A 13,551-nucleotide genomic window follows, 5' to 3' on the forward strand; every position below is an offset into this window, starting at 1 on the left:
TCTGATGCGCTTCAGTACTTGCGGTTCGGGAATTCCTTGGCCGCCACTTCCGCCGGGAACACGCCCTCGATCGTCTTGATCCAGCGCGGCAGCGGCTCGCCGGCCGCCGCCTTCTTCGCCGCCTCCATCAACTGCGGCCCGAGCAGCGGGCTGCACTCCACGCTCACGTTCATCTTGCCGGCGATCATGGCCTCGAAGGCGCCCTTCACCGCATCGACGCCGATGACGAGGATGTCCTTCGCCGGCTTGAGCCCGGCTTCCTCGATGGCCTGGATGGCGCCGATCGCCATGTCGTCGTTGTGCGCGTAGAGCACGTTGATCTTGCGGCCCTCGGCCTTCAGGAAGGCCTCCATCACCTCCTTGCCCTTGGCGCGCGTGAAGTCACCGGTCTGCGAGCGGATGATCTTGTAGCGCGGGTTGCCCTTGATCACCTCTTCGAAGCCCTTCTTGCGGTCGTTCGCCGGGTCGGAGCCCACGGTGCCCTGCAGCTCGACGATGTTGACGTCGCCCTGCGTCGACTTGGTGTGGTCGAGCAGCCAGCGTGCGGCGCGGCGGCCCTCTTCCACGAAGTCGGATCCGACGAAGGTGGTCCAGGTGGAGGTGTCCTTCACCTCGACGTTGCGGCTTTCCAGGATCACCGGGATCTTGGCGCGCTTGGCTTCCATCAGCACCGTGTCCCAGCCGGTGGTCACGAGCGGCGCGAGGATGATCACGTCGACCTTCTGCGCGATGAAGCTGCGGATGGCCTTGATCTGGTTCTCCTGCTTCTGCTGCGCGTCCGAGAACTTGAGTTCCACGCCAGCGTCTTTTGCCGCCTGCTTGATCGACTCTGTGTTGGCCGTGCGCCATTCGCTCTCGGCGCCGGTCTGTGCGAAGCCGATCACGAGCTTCTTGCCGGCCGCGAGCGACACGCCATGCGCGCCCAGGGCCACGGTGGCCGCCATCGCCAGCAGCGTGCGGCGATTCGGGTTCAATGTCTCCATTCCAGTCTCCTTCTGTCGTCTTGGGGATGAACACCTCATCCGGGGTACCACACCACGCGCGGGTCGTCGGGTGAACGTTCGTAGGACCACGCCGCCTCGACCATGCGTGCGAGGTCGATCTGCGGCCGCCAGCCCAGCAGCAGCCGCGCCTTGCGGTTGTCGAGCCAGGTCGAGTGGTAGGGCGTGCGGATGGGCACGAGCGGCAGGCCGCGCGTGCGCGCCAGGTAGTCACCGAAGCTCGCCATAGTCGACAGGCTCGTCCATGCACACGTGCATCAACTGCTGGTGCACGCGCGGGTTGTCGAGGGCGAGCAGCAGGGCCGCCACGAGATCGTCCACGTGCACGAAGTTGCGCTTCACCGGCCGGCCTTCGGCATCGAGCATCACCGGGACCGCGCCGGTCTGACGGTGGCGCTCGGCTTCCTCCTTGCCCACCAGATCGCACCAACGCGGCCCGCCGAACACGTCGTCGCCGAACGAGAGCTGGGCCTTGAAGTCGTCCTTCTCCATGATCCACGGCGCGCGCAGGCAGCAGCCGTTGAGGCCGTACTGGATCTGGTATTGCTCCAGCATCACCTCCTCCAGCACCTTCGAGAGCGCATAACAGCCGGGATAGGCGCTGTGCGGTATCTCTTCAGTGACGGGGGTGCTGCGCGGGTAGAAGAAGTGGCCGATGGCCGCGTCGCCGCCCACCAGCACGAACTGCTTCAGGCTCGCGCTGGTGCGCGCCGCCTCCAGCAGCCAGAACATGCCCTTCACCGCCACGTCCATCACCTCGTCGGGCGTTTCCTTCGAGGTCGCGAGGTGCAGCACGTGGGTCACACCGTCCATCGCCCGGTTGACGTCGGCGCGCTCCTGCATCGCGCCTTTCACCACTTCGAGCCGGGGCTTCGGGGGCAGCGTGCGCTTGTGGCACAACGCGCGCACACGAAAGTGCACGAAGGCCGGGTCGGCCAGCAGCCTCGCGATGAAGGCCTGGCCGACCTTGCCGGCCGCGCCGGTGACGAGCAGAAGAGATTCGGTGTGTGCCATGGCTCAGATCCTGTCGCCGGTGACGGGGTCGAACACGCTGGCCCTGGCGGTGTCGACCACCATGCGCACGGTGTCGCCCGGCATCACCGGCGAGTTCGGGTGCGTGCGCGCGACCATGCGCACGCCGGCCCAGTCGAAGAAGAGCATGGTGTCGGTGCCGGTGGGCTCCACCACGTCGATGCGGCACTCGAACTGCGCCGCATCGGCCTGCCCCGACTCGGCCGGCGCGAGGTGCTCGGGCCGCAGGCCCAGCACCACCTCGCCGCCCAGCCGGTCGGCGTGGTGGCCGTTGGCCCGTGGCAGCGGGAAGAAGGCCCGCTCGCCGCCCTGCTCGCCCACGTGCACGCCCAGCACGGCACCCTGCTGGATGAGCGTGGCCGGCAGGAAGTTCATCGCCGGCGAGCCGATGAAGTCGGCCACGAACATGTTGGCCGGCGTGTCGTACACGGTCTTCGGGTCGGCGCACTGCTGCAGCACGCCGTCGCGCATCACCGCGATGCGGCTGGCCAGCGTCATCGCCTCGATCTGGTCGTGCGTGACGTACACCGCCGAGGTGCCCAGGCGCTGGTGCAGGCGCTTGATCTCGGTGCGCATCTCCAGGCGCAGCTTGGCGTCGAGGTTCGACAGCGGCTCGTCGAAGAGGAAGATCGACGGGTCGCGCACCATCGCGCGGCCCATCGCCACCCGCTGCCGCTGGCCGCCCGAGAGCTGGCCGGGCTTGCGGTCGAGCAGTTGCTCGATCTGCAGCAGCGAGGCCACGCGCTTCAAGGCCGCGTCACGCTCGGCCTTGGCGGCGCCACGCATCTTGAGGCCGAAGGTGATGTTGCGCTCCACCGTCATGTTCGGGTAGAGCGCATACGACTGGAACACCATCGCGATGTCGCGGTCCTTCGGGTGCACATCGTTCACGCTCTTGCGGTCGATGCGGATCTCGCCTTCGGTGATGGGCTCCAGGCCGGCGATGAGGTTGAGCAGCGTCGACTTGCCACAGCCCGAGGGCCCGACCAGCACGAGGAATTCGCCGTCCTCGACGCTGAGCGACACGTCCTTCACGATGGGCGTGCGCCCGAAGGACTTCGACACGTTCACGAGTTCGAGGGAAGCCACCTTCAACCTTTCACGGCGCCCGCGGTCAGGCCGCGAACGAAATACTTGCCAGCGAGGAAATAGACCACCAGCGTGGGCAAGCCGGTGATGACCGCCGCGGCCATGTCGACGTCGTAGCGCTTGGTGGCCTGCGAGGTCTTCACGAGGTTGTTGAGCGCAACCGTGATGGTCTGGCCCGGCCCGTCGGTCAGCGTGGCGGCGAAGAGGAAGTCGTTCCAGATCTGCGTGAACTGCCAGATCACCGTCACCACGAAGATCGGTGCCGAGATCGGCAGCAGGATGTGCCAGAACACGCCGAAGAAGCCCGCGCCGTCGATGGTCGCGGCCTTCACCAGCTCGCGCGGGAGCGTCACGTAGTAGTTGCGGAAGAAGAGCGTGGTAAACCCGAGGCCGTAGACGATGTAGGCCGTCATCACGCCCCAGCCGGTGCTGCTGCCCATGCCGAGCGCCCCCAGCAGCTGCGCAAGCGGCAGGATGATGGCCTGGAACGGGATGAAGCAGCTGAAGAGCAGCAGCCCGAAGAGCAGGTTGGCGCCGCGGAAGGGCCACATGGTGAGCGCGTAGCCGTTGATCGCGCCGATCAGCGTGGAGACCACCACCGCCGGCAGCACCACCGCCAGCGAGTTGGCGAAGTAGGGCTTCATACCGCCGCAGTTCACGCTGATGCAGACCTCGCTCCAGGTCATGCGCCAGGTGTCCCACTGCAAGAGGCGCGGCAGCGCGAAGAGCGAGCTCTCGCGCATCTCCTCGGGCGGCTTGAACGAGGTGGCGAGCATCACGTACAGCGGCGCCAGGTAGTAGGCCGCGAAGAGCAGCAGCAGCGCATAGAGGCTGTAGCGTCCCAGGCGCCCCGCGGGCGTGGCGGCATACGTGGAGCGGAACTCACGAAACTCACTCATGCCGCCTCCCCGGCCGCAGCTCCGAGTAGAGGTAGGGCACCACGATCGCCATCACCGTGCACAGCATCATCACCGCCGTGGCCGAGCCCACCGCGATGTTGTTGCGCTGGAAGCTCATCGCATACATGAAGATCGACGGCAGGTCGGTCGCGTAGCCAGGCCCGCCGTTGGTCATCGCGATCACGAGGTCAAAGCTCTTCACCGCCAGGTGCGCGAGCACGACGATGGCCGAGAAGAACGCCGGCCGGATCGACGGGATGATGATGCCCCAGTAGATCTGCGGCATGGAGGCACCATCCATGTAGGCGGCCTTGACTACGTCCTGGTCGACGCCGCGCAGCGCCGCAAGGAACATCGCCATGATGAGCCCCGAGGTCTGCCACACGCCCGCGATCACGATGGTGTAGATCGCGTAGTCGGGGTTGATGATCCAGTCGAACTTGAAGCCGGTCCAGCCGAGCAGGTGCACCGAGCGCTCGAGCCCGAGACCCGGGTTGAGCATCCACTTCCACACCGTGCCGGTGACGATGAAGCTGAGCGCCATCGGGTACAGGAAGATCGCGCGCAGCGTGCCCTCGAAGCGGATGCGCTGGTCGAGCAGCACCGCGAGCAGCAGGCCCAACGCGAGGTTGAGCACCATGAAGAGCCCGCCGAAGATGAGCAGGTTGCGGATCGAGACGCCCCAGCGCTCCATCTGCCACAGGCGCGTGTAGGCATCGAATCCGATCAGCTCGTAGACCGGCATCATGCGCGAGCCGGTGAACGACATGTAGACGGTCCATGCGATGAAGCCGTAGACGAAGACGAGCGTGACCGCCGCCGTGGGCGCCATGATCAGCGCCGAGAGGTTCTGCTGCAGCCAACGGCGTGCGGACACCGTCGCTGGCCGCTGCCGGACGCCCGCGTCGCGCGCGACCACGGGCCGGTGCCGGCTCACGCTCCACGGTGGTGTCGACACGGCGCGTGTCACTCCCGCGCCAGCTTGACCGCATCGGCCAGTCGACGCGCGGCTTCGGCCGACGACATGTCGGAGTTGAAGTGCTTGGTGACCACGTCGGTCATCGCGCCCTTCACCGCCATCGGCACCGCCATGTCGTGGATGGCCGAGGGCGCGAAGCCGCCCGACTTCACCGTCTTGGCCATGTGGTCGCTGGCGGCAAGCGCGCAGCTGTCGAACTTGTCGAGCTTCATGTCGGTGCGCACCGGGATCGAACCCTTGGCCAGGTTGAAGTTCTCCTGGAAGCGCGGCTCCATCAGCAGCCTGGCGAAGAGCTTCTGGCCGGCCAGGCGGTCGGCGTCCTTGCTCTTGAACATCGCGAAGCTGTCGACGATGAAGAGGAAGGCGTTGTCGGTGCCGGGCGGGTTGGCGCAGACGTAGTCCTTGCCCGCCTGCTTGCCCGCCGCACTCATGTCGCCTTTGACCCAGTCGCCCATGATCTGGAAGCCGGCGGTGCCGTTCATGATCATCGAGGTCGCGAGGTTCCAGTCGCGGCCCGAGAAGTTGGGGTCGACATAACCGCGCAGCTTGCGCATGCGGTCGAACACCTTCTGCATCGTTTCGCCACCGAGCGCCTTCGGGTCGAGTTCGACCAGCGCCTTCTGGTGGAAGGCCGGGCCGCCCACGCTGATGACGATCACCTCCCACAGCGAGGCGTCCTGCCAGGCCTGCCCGCCGTGCGCGAGCGGCGTGATGCCGGCGGCCTTGAGCTTGGCCGCGGCCGTGTCGAACTGCTCCCAGGTGGCGGGCATCGTGATGCCCACCTTCTTCAGCACCGCCGGGTTCGCATACATCCAGTCGAGCCGGTGCACGTTGACCGGCGCGGCCACCCACTGGCCCTTGTACTTCATGGTCGCGGCCACCGACTTGGGCAAGGCCTGCTCCCACTTGCCGGCGGCGGCCACGTCATCGATGGGCTGCAGCACGCCGAGCGCGCCCCACTCCTGGATCAGCGGGCCCTTGAGCTGCACCGACGACGGCGCGTCGCCGCCCAGCACGCGTGCGCGCAGCTTGGTCAGCGCCTCTTCGCTGCTGCCGCCACCCACGGGCGTGTCGATCCACTTGCCGCCCTGCGACTCCATGTCGTCCTTCAAGGACTTCATCGCCTTGGCCTGGCCGCCGGAGGTCATCCAGTGCAGCACTTCCACGGTGGGCGCGGCCGATACGGTGGCGCCACCCAGGCACAGGCCCAGGGCACACGCCGCACCCCTGAGCAGACTGCTTGCTTGCCTCATCGTGTTGTCTCCTCGCGCTTGTTGACGCGTCCAGTGCCTGGACTTAATGTGCGCGGCGCCGATGGTGCATTCGCACGGCGACGATGTGAGGGCGGCGATGTAACGCCACCAGTGCACCGGCCCGCGTTGCTACCCAGCGTTACAAAACCACGACGAGACGAGACAACGCCCGATGGAGCGCACGCCCCACATCCTGGTCGTCGACGACGACGTCGAGATCCAGAAGCTCACGAAGCGTCACCTGCAGGAGTTCGGCTTCCTGGTCACGGTGGCGGGCAACGGGCGCGAGATGTTCAAGGCGTTGAAGGAGTGGCGCATCGACCTCGTGGTGCTCGACGTGCTCATGCCGGGCCAGGACGGCTTCGCGCTGTGCCGTGAGCTGCGCACCACCACGCAGCTGCCGGTGATCATGGTGACGGCGCTGCGCGACGAAGCCGACCGCGTGATCGGCCTGGAGCTCGGCGCCGACGACTACCTCGTCAAGCCCTTCGGCCCGCGCGAGCTGATGGCGCGCATCAAGGCCGTGCTGCGGCGCACGCAGAGCACCGGCAAGAGCGCCATCCATGCCGACGCGGCCATCGTTGCCTACAGCTTCGCCGGCTGGCGCCTCAACATGGTCGAGCGCGAACTGCAATCGCGCGACGGCACGGTGGTGCCGCTGTCCACGCGCGAGTTCGCGCTGCTCACCACCTTCGTCGAGCACCCGCAGCGCCCCTTGAGCCGCGAGCAGCTCGCCGACATGGTGGCCGGCCGCGACAGCGGGCCCTTCGACCGCAGCATCGACATCCTCGTCTCCCGCCTGCGCCGCAAGGTGGAGGACGGCGGCAAGGAACCCTCGCTCATCAAGACCGTGCGCGGCGAGGGCTACCAGCTCTGCGCCGAGGTGCAGCGCCACCACCGCCATGGCCAACCCGACACGGCGCTGGGCTGAGCTGCTGCCGGCGTCGCTGGGCGGGCGCATCCTCGCGCTGCAGCTCGCCGGCACGGCGGCCATCCTTGGGGTGGGCGCGCTGTGCGCCGTCGAATGGGGTGAGCGCGAGCGCGATGCGGCCCGCGCCGACCTCGCCGGCTGGGCGGTGCACGACGCGATGATGCAAGCGCTCGACGGCCGCGCGCCCTCGGGCGAGTTCGGCAGCTCCACGGTGGTGGTGCGGCACGGCCCGGGGCCGCTGCCCACAGGCTTCACGGTGCAGCAGCGGTTGCCGGCGCCACCCTCGCCGCCCGCCACGCTCGTGCCGAGCGAGGTCACCTTGTGGCTCCAGGCGGGTGGGCTCTCCGAGCGTGTGCGCTCGGCGCTCGACGACGCCCCCACCGCCCGCACCTACTTCACCCTGCTCTCGCGCGAGCTGGCGGCGCTCAACCGCGAGAGCCTGCTCGTGGTCACGCTCCCGCAAGGCCCGGGCGTGCTGCGCCGCGAGGTGTCGACCTTGCGATTCGAAAGCCCCGCGCTGTGGCGCGACCGCATGCCGCCGGTGAGCGTGCTGCTGAGCGCGCTGGCGGCGCTCGGTGCGGTGTTCGTCGCGCTCGGCGTGGCCTCGCGCGCGCTGGCCCAGCCCATTCATTCGCTCGCGAGTTCCATCGACGCCCGCGGTGAAGAGGTGCAGGTGCCACCCCTGCCCGAGACGGGGCCGGTGGAAGCACGCGCGATGGCCCGGGCCGACAACCGCCTGCGCACGCGCCTCGCCTCGGTGCTGGCCGACCAGACGCGCATGCTGGCCGCCGTGTCGCACGACCTGCGCACCCCCAGCACCCGGCTGCGCCTGCGCGCCGAGCTGGTGGCCGAAGCCGAGCTGCGCGAGGCCCTGCTGCGCGACCTCGACGAGATGGACGAGATGCTCACCGAGGTGCTGGAGTTCCTGTCGCACGAGGTGCGCGAAGAAGCGGTGAAATCGGTCGACCTGACCGCGCTGCTGCAATCGGTGTGCGACGACTACGCCGACCTCGGGCGGCCCGTCACCTTCTCCGAGCCGCCGCCGCTCACCTTCCACGGCGTGCCCACGCTCTTCGCGTCGACGCAGCAGACGCACGTGTTCCAGCACGCGCGCAAGGTGCGCCAGAGCTGCCGGCCCATCGCGCTGCGGCGTGCGTTGTGCAACCTCATCGACAACGCGCTCAAGTACGGCCACCGCGCCGACGTGCAGCTCGACGCCGGCGGCGACGCGGTGCGCATCGCGGTGCACGACACCGGGCCAGGCATTCCCGAAGACGAGATGGAGAAGGTCTTCCTGCCGCTCTACCGGCTGGAGTCGTCGCGCCAGCGCAGCACCGGCGGCATCGGCCTGGGCCTGGCCATCGTCAAGGCGGTGGTCGCGGCGCACCACGGGCGCGTCGAGCTGCGCAACCGGCCCGAAGGCGGGTTGGTCGTGAGCCTGGAGCTGCCGCGCTCGCCGGCCTGAGGCGCCGCCTCAGACGCCTTCCCAGGCGCCGGATCTTTCCGAGCGGAACATGGCGTCGATGATGCGCATGTTCTGCACCGCGTCGTCCACGCCATAGGGCAGCGCCAGCTCGCCGCGGATCACCTTCGAGAACGCATCGCCCTGCAGCGCGTACTGGTCGCAGGGCGGCAGCGCCTCCGCCTGCGCCGCGGCATCGGCAAGACGGCTGCCGTCGTCGAGAAAGATCTGCACCGACTCGCCTTGCGGCGCGTTGAACGGGATGCGCAGTTCCAGGCGTTTCTTCGAGCCGAAGAGCTGCAGGCGCTGGAAGGGAACGCTCTGCGTCGAAACCGAGAAGCTGAGCTGGCGCCCCGCGCCGAAGTCGGCGAGCGCGCTCACCGTGCGGTCGACGCCGAAGCGCGGGTCGCGGTCGACGAGCGCCATCACGCGCTTGGGCTCGTCCTCGAAGAAGAAGCGCCCCGCCACGATGGGGTAGCAGCCGATGTCGAGCAGCGCACCACCGCCGAGGTCGGGCAGGTTGCGGATGTTGGCCGGGTCTTCGTTGAAGTACGAGAACGCGCCCTGCACCGAGCGCAGCTCGCCCAGGGTGCCACCTCTCACGATCTCGCGCGCCCGCAGCCACTGCAGGTGGAAGCGCACCATGAAGGCTTCCATCACGTGCACGCGATTGGCCACCTCGCGCAGTTGCGCCGCCTCGTCGGCGGTGATGGCGATGGGCTTCTCGCACAGCACGTGCTTGCCGGCACGCGCCGCGGCCAGCGTGAGCGGCACGTGCAGGTGGTTGGGCAAGGGGTTGTAGATGGCCTCGATCGACGGGTCTTCGAGCAGCGCCTCGTAGCTGCCGTAGGCGAGCGGGATGCCCAGCTCGTTGGCGGCCGCGCGGGCGGCGGCGTCGCTGCGCGAGGCGATGGCGCGCACCTCGCACCATTCGCTCTTCTGAAGGCCGGGGATCACCTTGGCGGTGCCGATGCGTGCCGTGCTGAGCACGCCCCATTGGACTTTCTTCATGCGCCTGTCTCCGTCTGTGTTCGCGACGGCGCGCAGTATGCGCCCCGGCTGGTTTCAGGCCGGGTACGAAATCGTGGCGGGAAGGGAGATCAGCGGCGCCGGCCGCGTGCGGCGGCCCGCACGCTCGGCCGCGGCACGGCGGGCAGCGGCGTCATCGCCTCGGCGTTCATCTGCCACTCGGGCAGCAGGTGCTCGAGGCTGCGGGCCACGCGGGCGCTGGCTTCCACCAGCAGCATGTCGGGCGCGTCGTCGATGACCTTGGCCCCGGCCCGCGCCACCACCTCGGCCGTGTCCACCCCCGACTCGGCATGGCGAGGCGTGGTGCCGGCGTAGCGCAGGACGTATCGGCTCATGGGGATGGAGATGGGGACGGAGGTGCCAAAGAAAACAGCACGTTCATGATACGCGCCGACCCTTTCCGCAGCATGACGCAGGGCAAGGCGGCGCGTCGACTATTGCGCAAGCCCCGCCCCCTGCGCGAGCGGTGGCAGGCCCAGGTCGCGCGCCGCGGCGAGCGCGAGCCGCACGATCGCGTCGGCCCGATCGCCATCGCGCGGCATCGCCAGCGTCGCCGCGTCGGCCGCCAGCCGGCGAGCGAGCGCTCCCGTCACCGCCGGGCAGGCCATCGAGGTGCCGTCCATCACGCCGAAGCGCTCTTGCGGGATGCACGAGACGATGCCCACGCCCGGCCCGGTGAGGTCGATCTCGGGGCCGGTGTTGGAGAAGTCGGCGATGAAGCTGTGCTCCTTGCCGAGCGGCTCGGTGACGGTCTGGGCCTGCATCGCCCCGTCCGGCCACGCGCCCTTGAAGCCCATCGCCGAGATCGACACCGCCAGCGGGTGCCGCGCCGGCCAGGCCACCGGCCCACCCTCGTTGCCCGAGGCGATCACGCAGACCACGCCCTTGGCACGCGCCGCCTTGATCGCATCGCTGGTGGTCGGGTCGTCGGGGCCGCCGCCCAGGCTCAGGTTGAGCAGGTCGCAGCCGTCGGCCACGGCGCGGTCGATGGCCTTGGCGATCGCAAAGCTCGAGGCACCCTCGGCGTTCTTGCCGAACACGCGGTAGGCGCGCAGCGTGACCGCCGGGGACACGCCGAGAAAGCCCTCGCCCTGGCCGGCGATGATCCCGGCCACGTGGGTGCCGTGCATATGGCTGTCGGACCAGTCGGCCGGATCCTCGCCCGTCACCGCGTTCATGCCGCCGGCCACCGTGAGCGCCGCATGCGGGCCGACACCGGTGTCGATCACCCCGACCGTCACGCCCTGGCCGTCGCCCGCGCGGCGCTTGGGGTAGGCCTTGGCCCGCGAGTCGACGAAGTCGAGCGCGATCGCCGGCACCTCGATCGTGCCGGCGCGCAGCGGCCAGTTGTGCAGCAGCACCGGCCAGCCGCTGTGCGCCGGGTACACGTAGACCCGCTGCAGCACCTTCACCGAGCGCGGGAACTCCAGGTTCACCTGGCCACGCGCGTTGGTGCTGCCCTGTGCGCCCTTGCCGGCCGCCACGTCGCTGAAAGCGATGACATCGACGTCGCGCAGCGCCTGGCCCGTCTCCTTCAGCACCACCTTGAGCGTGTGCCGCGCAAGCACCGTGCGCGAAGTAAACATCTGCGCACTCTCGATGATGCGCGGCCGCGGTGCCCGCGCCGGCCTATAGAACACCTCAGGCACCACGCGCAGCCCCGGCTGCTCGCGCTTCAGGCGCATCAGCGCCACGTCCGACATCGCCACCAGCTTGGCCCCATTGCTGTGGATCGAGTCGAGCACATTGAAGCGCGCCGCAAGCGGCGGCGGCGGTGCCGGCAGGTGCCGCGGGCCGTGCTCGGCCATGGTGGTGAGGAAGGTTTCGATCGCCGCGGCGTTGTGCGGCTCGTCCGTCGTGAACCCTCGGGTGGGCAGCAACACGAAACGTGACAGGCTCATCCTTGCTCCTTGTATTGCAGGCCCTCGGCGGCCATCCATTCCTCGGCCGCACGAAACGCCGCCGAGGTGACCGGCACGCCCGCATATGGCGCCACGTGCAGAAGCACCTCGCGCAGCTCGGCGAGGGTGGCGCCGTTGTTCATCGCGCCGCGCAGGTGGCCTTTCAGCTCGTGCGTGTGGCCGAGTGCCGCGAGCATCGCCACCGTGCACAGGCTGCGCTCCTTCAGCGAGAGGCCGTCGCGCAGCCAGGTCGAGCCCCAGGCCTGGTCGTTCACGTGCGCCTGCAAGGGCAGGGTGAACGCGCTGGCGTTGTTCAAGGCGCGGTCGACGAAGGCATCGCCCATCACCTGGCGACGGCGCTGTTCACCGGGGGTCGGGGGCACGGAAGCGGTCATGTTGTGGTTCCCTTCGGGATGAGATCGGCGGATTGTCATCGTCACGCATCGCGGGTGGCCACAGCCCGCGATTCCAGCATGGACGCTGCCACGTTCCGAGAATGCCGCACGGGGTCAGTGGCTCAGCGCGCTGAGGTAGTGCTGCACGAGGCCGAGCGTGTAGCGGCTCGCCACCTCGGCGACGAAGCGGTTGAAGTCGACGTGCGCATCGTCGTCGGCCCGATCCGACACGGTGCGCACCACGGCAAACGGCACACCGAAGTCGTGGCACACCTGGGCCAGCGCGGCCCCTTCCATCTCGACCGCCAGCGCGTCGGGCAGGCGTGCGCACAGCGCCTCGTTTTCACTGCGCTCACTGACGAAGCGATCGCCGCTCACGATGAGCCCGCGGTGCACACGCGCCTGCGCCGCACCCGCCGCCGCGAGCATCGTGCGTGAGGCCTCGGCCAGCTGATCGGACATCGCCGCATCGGTGCCGAAGCGGTCGAGCCCATAGAGCGGCACCTCATGGCGTGGGAAGAGCGGCGAGGCGTCCATGTCGTGCTGCAAGAGGGCATCGGCCACCACGATGTCGCCCACGTTCACGCCGGGTGCCAGCCCGCCCGCGGTGCCGGTGAAGACGATGCGCGACACCTCGAACTCGCTCAGCAGCAGCGCGGCCGTCGTCGCGGCCGCCACCTTGCCGATGCGCGACAACACCACCACCACTTCCTGGCCCGCCAGATGCCCGACCCAGAACTCGCGGCCCGCGCGGCGCACCGGCCGCTCGTCGGGCATGGCGTCGAGCAGGGCACGCAGTTCCTCGTGCATGGCACCCACGATGGCGATCCGGTTCATGCGGCGATTGTCTGACAGGCGTGTCGGAGAGCGCCTGCGCGCAAAGAAGCCATCGACCGCTTAACGCTGCCGGCCGCGGCGCCGAGCATGGTTTCAACTTCAGGAGCCCGCCATGCGCAATGACAAGTCGCTCTGGATCCAGCGCTTCGCCACCCGGTTGATGGTGCTGGACCCGTACGTCCAGACGGGGCTCTTGCCCGAAATCGCCGAGACCTTCTGGTACTACCAACGCCACCGCGAACCCGAAGAGTGCGCGCAGGCCCGTGCCCACGGCCGCCTGCGCATGCCGGGGCGCCGCGATGCGTGGATCGAAGCCTGCGCCGCCGCCATCCGTGCGCTCGACCCCGAAGCTCGGCGCGCAAGACACCACCGCGCTGGCCACCTCGTTGTGGGAAGAGGACTGGGCACGCACGGTCGACCCCTACGTGATGGCGCAGGCCTTGTGGGAGCAGGCCCTGCTGCTCGCAAGCCAAGGCAGCGGTACCGAACGGGACCTCGCGCCCAGCCTGCACGCCGTGTTCCGCAACCCCAACCTGTGAACCTCACCGCCATGCCGACACCGCTGCGGGCACACGACGTGCCGCCCGACCCGCCGGTCCAGCCGCCACCGCCGCCCCCACCGCCGCTGCATGAGCCACCCGTCAGCGACCCGCCTTCCCCCGGCCAGCAGTCGCCGGTGATCGATCCGCCCAAGACGCTGCAGTGACAATCGCTCCATCACCGTGCAACGACACGGCATGGAG

The 13,551-nt window shown here is 68.9% G+C and carries 16 protein-coding genes; 4 read left to right on the forward strand and 12 right to left on the reverse strand.

From position 1 onward, the window contains the following. Positions 1-11: 11 nt before the first annotated feature. The 7 genes from LRS03_RS13170 to LRS03_RS13200 form a co-directional block, all read right to left on the reverse strand. Positions 12-974 (reverse strand): ABC transporter substrate-binding protein, encoded by a 963-nt coding sequence (locus tag LRS03_RS13170; protein ID WP_374685104.1) that lies wholly within the window; start codon positions 972-974, stop codon positions 12-14. A gap of 44 nt (positions 975-1,018) precedes the next feature. Continuing rightward, on the reverse strand, positions 1,019-1,228 hold the full coding sequence (locus tag LRS03_RS13175; RefSeq protein WP_257825922.1) for a hypothetical protein: 210 nt from the start codon (positions 1,226-1,228) through the stop codon (positions 1,019-1,021). Beyond that, a complete protein-coding gene (locus LRS03_RS13180; RefSeq protein ID WP_257825924.1) occupies positions 1,212-2,015 on the reverse strand; it encodes an NAD-dependent epimerase/dehydratase family protein in 804 nt (267 codons plus the stop codon). The genes LRS03_RS13175 and LRS03_RS13180 overlap by 17 nt, the downstream gene beginning before the upstream one ends. Before the next feature lie 3 nt (positions 2,016-2,018). Further along, the gene (locus LRS03_RS13185; RefSeq protein WP_257825926.1) at positions 2,019-3,122 is read right to left on the reverse strand and encodes an ABC transporter ATP-binding protein; all 1,104 of its coding nucleotides are present in this window, start codon (positions 3,120-3,122) and stop codon (positions 2,019-2,021) included. A 2-nt stretch (positions 3,123-3,124) separates the two neighbouring features. After that, positions 3,125-4,021 carry a carbohydrate ABC transporter permease gene (locus LRS03_RS13190; protein WP_374685058.1) on the reverse strand — a complete coding sequence of 299 codons (897 nt, stop codon included), beginning with the start codon at positions 4,019-4,021 and terminating at the stop codon, positions 3,125-3,127. Further along, positions 4,014-4,898 (reverse strand): ABC transporter permease subunit, encoded by an 885-nt coding sequence (locus tag LRS03_RS13195; protein WP_308296427.1) that lies wholly within the window; start codon positions 4,896-4,898, stop codon positions 4,014-4,016. The genes LRS03_RS13190 and LRS03_RS13195 overlap by 8 nt, the downstream gene beginning before the upstream one ends. A gap of 89 nt (positions 4,899-4,987) precedes the next feature. Further along, entirely contained in the window at positions 4,988-6,253 is a 1,266-nt protein-coding gene (locus LRS03_RS13200; protein ID WP_257825928.1) for an ABC transporter substrate-binding protein, read from the reverse strand. A gap of 172 nt (positions 6,254-6,425) precedes the next feature. On the opposite strand from LRS03_RS13200, the gene LRS03_RS13205 reads away from it, so the two are divergent. Both LRS03_RS13205 and LRS03_RS13210 read left to right on the forward strand, forming a co-directional pair. Further along, entirely contained in the window at positions 6,426-7,184 is a 759-nt protein-coding gene (locus LRS03_RS13205) for a response regulator (protein WP_257825929.1), read from the forward strand. Beyond that, complete coding sequence (locus tag LRS03_RS13210; protein WP_257825930.1) at positions 7,156-8,649, forward strand: ATP-binding protein; 1,494 nt, start codon at positions 7,156-7,158, stop codon at positions 8,647-8,649. The genes LRS03_RS13205 and LRS03_RS13210 overlap by 29 nt, the downstream gene beginning before the upstream one ends. Positions 8,650-8,658: 9 nt before the next feature. On the opposite strand, the gene LRS03_RS13215 is transcribed toward LRS03_RS13210, so the two are convergent. The 5 genes from LRS03_RS13215 to LRS03_RS13235 form a co-directional block, all read right to left on the reverse strand. Then, positions 8,659-9,657: a Gfo/Idh/MocA family protein gene (locus LRS03_RS13215; RefSeq protein WP_257825931.1), complete on the reverse strand. Its 999-nt coding sequence runs from the start codon at positions 9,655-9,657 to the stop codon at positions 8,659-8,661. Between the two features lie 89 nt (positions 9,658-9,746). Beyond that, positions 9,747-10,010, reverse strand: a complete 264-nt coding sequence (locus tag LRS03_RS13220; protein WP_257825932.1) for a hypothetical protein — start codon at positions 10,008-10,010, stop codon at positions 9,747-9,749. A gap of 99 nt (positions 10,011-10,109) precedes the next feature. Next, positions 10,110-11,576, reverse strand: a complete 1,467-nt coding sequence (locus LRS03_RS13225; protein WP_257825933.1) for a S8 family serine peptidase — start codon at positions 11,574-11,576, stop codon at positions 10,110-10,112. After that, the gene (locus LRS03_RS13230; RefSeq protein WP_257825935.1) at positions 11,573-11,971 is read right to left on the reverse strand and encodes a carboxymuconolactone decarboxylase family protein; all 399 of its coding nucleotides are present in this window, start codon (positions 11,969-11,971) and stop codon (positions 11,573-11,575) included. Before LRS03_RS13230 ends, LRS03_RS13225 begins: the two co-directional genes overlap by 4 nt. Positions 11,972-12,085: 114 nt before the next feature. Beyond that, complete coding sequence (locus LRS03_RS13235) at positions 12,086-12,808, reverse strand: 5'-methylthioadenosine/adenosylhomocysteine nucleosidase (protein ID WP_257825936.1); 723 nt, start codon at positions 12,806-12,808, stop codon at positions 12,086-12,088. A gap of 332 nt (positions 12,809-13,140) precedes the next feature. Here LRS03_RS13235 and LRS03_RS13240 point away from each other — a divergent pair, with 332 nt between their 5' ends. Further along, a complete protein-coding gene (locus tag LRS03_RS13240; protein ID WP_257825938.1) occupies positions 13,141-13,347 on the forward strand; it encodes a hypothetical protein in 207 nt (68 codons plus the stop codon). An 11-nt stretch (positions 13,348-13,358) separates the two neighbouring features. Then, positions 13,359-13,514, forward strand: coding sequence for a hypothetical protein (locus tag LRS03_RS13245; protein WP_257825940.1), 156 nt, complete (start codon positions 13,359-13,361; stop codon positions 13,512-13,514). The last annotated feature ends 37 nt before the right edge of the window (positions 13,515-13,551 follow it).

The organism is Rhizobacter sp. J219 (assembly GCF_024700055.1).
GTDB lineage: Bacteria > Pseudomonadota > Gammaproteobacteria > Burkholderiales > Burkholderiaceae_C > Rhizobacter.